The organism is Parabacteroides sp. AF19-14, assembly GCF_003635485.1.
GTDB lineage: Bacteria > Bacteroidota > Bacteroidia > Bacteroidales > Tannerellaceae > Parabacteroides > Parabacteroides distasonis.
On sequence record NZ_QTMJ01000016.1, the window covers coordinates 111,773 to 117,835 of the forward strand.

Sequence of the window (6,063 nt, forward strand, 5' to 3'; positions counted from 1 at the left end):
GGGCAGCACCACAAAATGTCGCCCGTTTCCTTTTTCATGTTGGCCGCCTCACTCCAGCGGCTTGCGGTAGTTCGCTTCCAGCACCTCGCGCAGCCCCGTTTCCGGGTAAAGCACCTTCCCTCCCAAAAGTATGAAGGACAACACGCGGTTGTTGCGGTATTCCTGCAAGGTGCGTCGGCTGACACGGAGCAGTTCCGCCACCTCACCGTCAGTCAGGTAACGTTCCCCGTCCAGCGGAGGGCGGTAACTTTCCAGAAATACAGACAGCCATTTCGAGCCTTTGCGCATATCCTGCATCACAGAGGCTATCGGCTCGTCTTCCATCGTAAAAACATCGTTGGTCTCGTTCATCATAACTTCGGATTCAGTGGGTGAATAAATCAAATCATCTGCCGTGCGAATAGAGCGTGCCGATAAGCGGTATCAACCTCTTAACCTCCTCCGGCTTGTAATAGAACCTGCGGTTTATCTGCGAGTAGCCGATAAGCCGCCTGTCGCGCAGCGTCTGCAACGTGCGCGGGCTTATTCTCAACTGCCCGCAGACCTCCTCGCCCGTGAGCCATCTTTCCATGCGCCCCGTGTCGCTTTTGCGCCTTAGGGCGGCGACCTTCTCCGAGAGTGCGCCGAATGCCGCCACCATCATCTCGAAAGTCTTTTTCTCGATAGATACTATTTCCATATTCATGCAATTATCGGTTTGCCCGCAAAGGTAACGATGCAGCCCTTAACACGTACCGTTTTCCGCTGAAAGGCTGCCTGTTGCACCGTTTGACCGGGTTACGGAGCCATCTTCCGTAAAAATCTTACGTGAGTCACGTAGTGAGTTGTTAAAGCCCCTTTTGTTTATTGCCGAATTTTGTCGCAGAAACATAGAGCAAGCCGAGTGTAGAGCGTCAAACTTGCTTGAACGGTATGCCGAGGCGCAGCCTATGTTCATGAAAATAAACAAAAATAAAGGACTGAATATGAAAGTGATAACGATGGAAAGTTCTGCCTTCCGGTCATTGACGGAACAGATAGCGGAGATTGCGGCACACGTCCGTGCCGCCTCCGGCGACAAGAAAGCGGCATCGCCCGACAGGTTGCTCACCACACGCGAGGCGGCGCACCTGCTTAACGTGAGTACCCGCACCCTCCAGCGTATGCGCAGCGAGCAACGCATCGGTTATGTCGTGCTTCGCGGTAAATGCCGCTACCGGCAGTCGGAAATAGACCGCCTGCTTGAAGCGTGTGCCGTCAACGAGGACGCGGCGACACCGCAGGAATTGAAACGCAACCACACGCTGCGCACTGGCGGCAAACCAAAAGGAAGGAGGACATAGGTCATGGAACTGCTCACACGAAACAACTTCGAGGGCTGGATGCAGAAGCTGATGGAACGGCTCGACCGTCAGGACGAACTGCTGCTGGCGATGAAGGCTGAGGGGAAACAGCCTACTATCACGGAAAGCATCCGCCTTTTCGACAATCAGGATTTGTGCATGCTGCTCCAGATAAGCAAGCGCACACTGCAACGCTACCGCAGTGTCGGCGCATTGCCCTACAAGACACTGGGCAAGAAAACCTATTACAGCGAGGAGGATGTGCTGACATTCCTTTCCAACCATATCAAGGACTTCAAAAAAGAAGATATAGCCTTCTACAAGGCTCGTATCCATAATTTCTTTCATAAATAACCCATTAAAACATTTTTCAAATGGCAAAGAAAAAAGACGAAAAGGACGTGCTGGTAGTCCGTGACGAGAAGACGGGCGAGATCAGCGTGGTAGCCGGGCTGAATGCAGACGACACACCCAAGCGTACCCCTGCGAAAGCTGAGAACGCGCAGAGTTTCCTGCAATTCGACCGACACGGCGACGTGCTGGACAACTTCTTCAAGAACTTCTTCCGGCAGTGCAAGGAACCCAGCCGCTTCGGTTTCTACCGCATCGCGGCAGACCAAGTGGATTCCATGCTTGGCGTGATGAAAGACCTGCTTCAGCATCCGTACCAGAACAAACAAATCCTTGCACCGCACAAAATCGACACCTTCCCTTATCAACAGCAGGTGCAGGAAGAGATGGCGGCACAAAAGACAGAGAAACAAGAACCTCAAAAACAGGAAAACATGGAACAACAGAAAGAACAGCAGGAAAGCCCGCAACAGACGCAGGGCAGACAGGGCTACCAACCCATCAACGAGAGCAAAATCAACTGGCAGGAGCTGGAGGACAGATGGGGCGTGAAGCGTGACGACCTTGAAAAGTCCGGAGACCTTACGAAGATGCTCCACTACGGCAAGTCCGACTTGGTAAAGGTCAAGCCCACCTTCGGCGGCGAATCATTCGAGCTGGACGCCCGCCTCTCCTTCAAGAAGGACGGCGAGGGAAATGTCAGCCTCGTGCCGCACTTCATCCGCAAGGAGCAGAAGTTAGATGAGTACAAGGAACACAAATTCTCCGACGATGACCGGAAGAACCTGCGCGAAACGGGCAACCTCGGCAGGGTCGTGGACATTGTGGACAGGGAAACGGGCGAAATCATCCCCTCCTACATCAGCATCGACCGCAAGACGAATGAAATCACGGACATTCCGGCAAACAAGGTGCGCATCCCGGAGCGCATCGGCAAGACGGAAATCACCAAACAGGAGCAGGACATGCTCCGCGCCGGACTGCCCGTGCGCGACAAGCTCATCGAGCGCAACGACGGCAGGAAGTTCGTCACCACCCTTCAAGTGAACGTGGAGCAGCGCGGCGTGGAGTTCGTGCCGGGAACCGGAAGGTCGCCCCGTACCGCACAGACGCAGGAAGCCAAAGGTGACACCTCGAAAAGTCAGGCGCAAGGCGGGGAAAATGCCGCACAGACCAAGAAGGAGCAACGCCGCAACACGTGGATGAACGAGGACGGCAGCATCCGCCCCATCAGCAAATGGAGCGGCGTGAACTTCACCGACAAGCAGAAAGCCGACTACGTGGCGGGTAAAGCCGTGAAACTGGAGAACGTGACCGACAAGCAGGGCTTCCATGCCACGATGTATATCAAGTTCAACCCGGAGAAGGGCCGCCCGTACCGCTACGAAACGAACCCCGACAACGCCCAGCAGGTCGCCCCGTCCAACGAGAGCCGCACACAGGTGGCGGTGAACAACGAGGGCAAAACCAACGAGGCGACAAAGAACCTGAAAGAGCCTTTGCAGAAAGGTCAGACCGCCCCAAAGGACGACCGCCAGCAACAGCAGCAGGAGAAGCCGAAAAAGAAGAACAACAAAGGCATGAAAATGTAATCCCGTGTCCGCCACTGAATCCAAAATAAAATCCAAAGTATCAACAAAAAAGCAAGAAAACATGAAGACAATCATTGCAGAAAAGCCCTCCGTGGCACGTGAAATCGCCCGCATCGTGGGCGCGACAAAGAGAGAGGAAGGATATTTCGAAGGAGGCGGCTATGCCGTGACATGGGCATTCGGACACCTCGTTCAGCTTGCCATGCCCGACGGCTACGGCGTGCGCGGATTTGTCCGTGACAACCTCCCGATTATTCCCGACACATTCACGCTCGTCCCCCGTCAGGTCAGGACGGAGAAAGGTTACAAGCCCGACAGCGGCGTGGTGTCGCAGATAAAAGTCATCAAAAGACTGTTCGACACAAGCGAACAAATCATCGTGGCGACCGATGCCGGACGCGAGGGAGAGCTTATCTTCCGCTACCTCTACCACTATACGGGTTGCACCACTCCTTTCGTGCGTCTGTGGATCAGCTCGCTCACCGACAAGGCTATCCGTGAGGGACTGCGCAACCTCGAAGACGGCAGCAGGTACGACAACCTATACCTCGCCGCCAAAGCGCGGAGCGAATCCGACTGGCTCGTGGGCATCAACGGCACTCAGGCGTTATCCATAGCCGCCGGACATGGCACGTATTCGGTGGGGCGTGTGCAGACACCCACGCTGGCGATGGTGTGTGAACGCTATTGGGAGAACCGCCGTTTTACGTCCGAAGCATTCTGGCAGCTCCATATCGCAACAGACGGTTGCGACGGCGAGGTCGTGAAACTCTCATCCTCCGAGAAATGGAAGTCGAAAGAACCGGCAACGGAGCTATATAATAAGGTAAAGGCGGCAGGCAGCGCAACGGTAACGAAAGCAGAGCGTAAGGAGAAGACGGAGGAAACTCCCTTGCTGTACGACCTGACCACGCTCCAAAAAGAAGCCAACGCCAAGCACGGCTTCACGGCGGAACAGACGCTTGAAATCGCGCAGAAACTCTACGAAAAGAAGTTGATAACCTATCCGAGAACGGGAAGCCGCTACATCCCCGAAGACGTGTTCGCTGAAATCCCCAAGCTACTCGCCTTTATCGGCACGCAGCCCGAATGGAAAGACAAGGTGCGGGCAAAAGCCATCCCGACACGCCGTAGCGTGGATGACGGCAAGGTAACAGACCACCATGCCCTGCTCGTCACGGGAGAGAAACCGCTCTTCCTCTCCAAAGAGGACAGCACCATTTATCAGATGATTGCCGGACGAATGATAGAGGCATTCTCCGAAAAATGCGTCAAGGACGTGACTGCTGTCACGGCAGAATGTGCCGGAGTGGAGTTCACCGTGAAAGGCAGTGTCGTGAAGCAAGCCGGATGGCGTGCCGTCTATGGCGAGGAAAAGGAGGAAACTACCATCCCCGGCTGGCAGGATGGCGACACGCTCACGCTGAAAGCCACCTCCATCACCGAAGGAAAGACCAAACCCAAGCCGCTGCATACCGAAGCCACCCTGCTCTCGGCAATGGAAACAGCGGGCAAGGAAATTGAGGACGACGCGCTGCGGCAGGCGATGAAGGACTGCGGCATCGGCACTCCCGCCACACGAGCGTCCATCATCGAAACGCTTTTCAAGCGCGGTTACATGGAACGCTGCAAGAAGTCGCTTGTTCCCACCGAAAAGGGACTCGCCCTCAATTCCGTGGTGAAGACGATGCGCATCGCCGATGTAGCCATGACGGGCGAATGGGAAAAGGAACTGGCACGTATCGAGCGCGGGGAACTGCCCGCCGACACTTTCCGCAAGGAGATAGAGGCGTACACACGGGAAATCACCTCCGAACTGCTCTCGTGCGACAAGCTCTTCGGCAGCCGTGATTCCGGCTGCGCGTGTCCCAAGTGCGGCACGGGCAGGATGCGGTTCTACGGCAAGGTGGTACGTTGCGACAACACGGAGTGCGGACTGCCCGTGTTCCGGCAGAAAGCGGGACGCACCCTGTCCGACGACGAAATCAAAGACCTGCTCACCGACGGGCACACCAAGCCGCTCAAAGGCTTCAAGAGCAAGCAGGGCAAGAACTTCGATGCCATAGTCGCCTTTGACGGGGAATATAACACGACGTTCGTGTTCCCGGAAAAGAAATGCAAGTCTTCCTATCCGAAAAAAAGGAAATAATCACTAACTTTTGATAAGTTAGGCTGCATCTCAACAATAGAAACAAACAAGTTTTTTTCGTATTGTCTTCGATTTGCACTAACTTTGCCACTTGTTCAGAGTAATGAATTGTTCTTCGATACCGGATTACACTCATACTTTGGATTTAGTGGTGGCACTCGGAGGGATACCGAGTGCCTTTTTCTTCCTTTTTCCAATCAATTATCCCGTTAAATATCAATCCACTAAACTCCAAAGTAATGAACAACAAGAAGAAAAACGAGGGTCAGACCGACTTTTCCTATTACGGTCTGTACCTGCTGGACTACCTCCGCACGAACAAGTTTGAACAGGCGACTGACACCGCTTTCATACGGGAACGGGCCGACCGTGCCGCCGAAACGTATGAAAAGGCGCGGCTCGAAGGCTATCCCGCCGATGGCGCGCAAGAGCAGGCGATGGACACGCTGCTGCGCGGGCTGCGCTATTCCCGGTACGCCATTCTCCGTGAAGTCGTGGAGAGCGAGTTTTTCGACGAAGTGCCGGAAGAGAAACAAGAAGCCTTTATTCTGAAACTCATGCCGCTTGTCGGCAACGTGTTCTCCGTCTATGACCTTTCGGACGACAACTTCGCCCTGTCTTCCGATTACGACCTGCTCTACACGGAGCT

The 6,063-nt window shown here is 54.6% G+C and carries 7 protein-coding genes; 5 read left to right on the forward strand and 2 right to left on the reverse strand.

What is annotated here, in order from left to right:
* Positions 1-48: 48 nt before the first annotated feature.
* Both DWX33_RS15875 and DWX33_RS15880 read right to left on the reverse strand, forming a co-directional pair.
* Positions 49-354 (reverse strand): helix-turn-helix domain-containing protein, encoded by a 306-nt coding sequence (locus DWX33_RS15875; RefSeq protein ID WP_002561005.1) that lies wholly within the window; start codon positions 352-354, stop codon positions 49-51.
* Between the two features lie 31 nt (positions 355-385).
* The gene (locus tag DWX33_RS15880) at positions 386-685 is read right to left on the reverse strand and encodes a helix-turn-helix domain-containing protein (protein ID WP_019131010.1); all 300 of its coding nucleotides are present in this window, start codon (positions 683-685) and stop codon (positions 386-388) included.
* A 280-nt stretch (positions 686-965) separates the two neighbouring features.
* Between DWX33_RS15880 and DWX33_RS15890 the strand changes: the two genes are divergently transcribed.
* The 5 genes from DWX33_RS15890 to DWX33_RS15910 all read left to right on the forward strand — a co-directional run.
* The gene (locus DWX33_RS15890) at positions 966-1,322 is read left to right on the forward strand and encodes a helix-turn-helix domain-containing protein (RefSeq protein WP_002561004.1); all 357 of its coding nucleotides are present in this window, start codon (positions 966-968) and stop codon (positions 1,320-1,322) included.
* A gap of 3 nt (positions 1,323-1,325) precedes the next feature.
* On the forward strand, positions 1,326-1,676 hold the full coding sequence (locus DWX33_RS15895; protein WP_004291454.1) for a helix-turn-helix domain-containing protein: 351 nt from the start codon (positions 1,326-1,328) through the stop codon (positions 1,674-1,676).
* Between the two features lie 20 nt (positions 1,677-1,696).
* Entirely contained in the window at positions 1,697-3,265 is a 1,569-nt protein-coding gene (locus DWX33_RS15900; RefSeq protein ID WP_002561002.1) for a DUF3945 domain-containing protein, read from the forward strand.
* Positions 3,266-3,326: 61 nt separating this feature from the next.
* Positions 3,327-5,414: a type IA DNA topoisomerase gene (gene topB / locus DWX33_RS15905; RefSeq protein WP_002561001.1), complete on the forward strand. Its 2,088-nt coding sequence runs from the start codon at positions 3,327-3,329 to the stop codon at positions 5,412-5,414.
* A 239-nt stretch (positions 5,415-5,653) separates the two neighbouring features.
* Positions 5,654-6,063: DUF1896 family protein (locus tag DWX33_RS15910; RefSeq protein ID WP_117894175.1), on the forward strand; the 410-nt coding region annotated here is incomplete at its 3' end.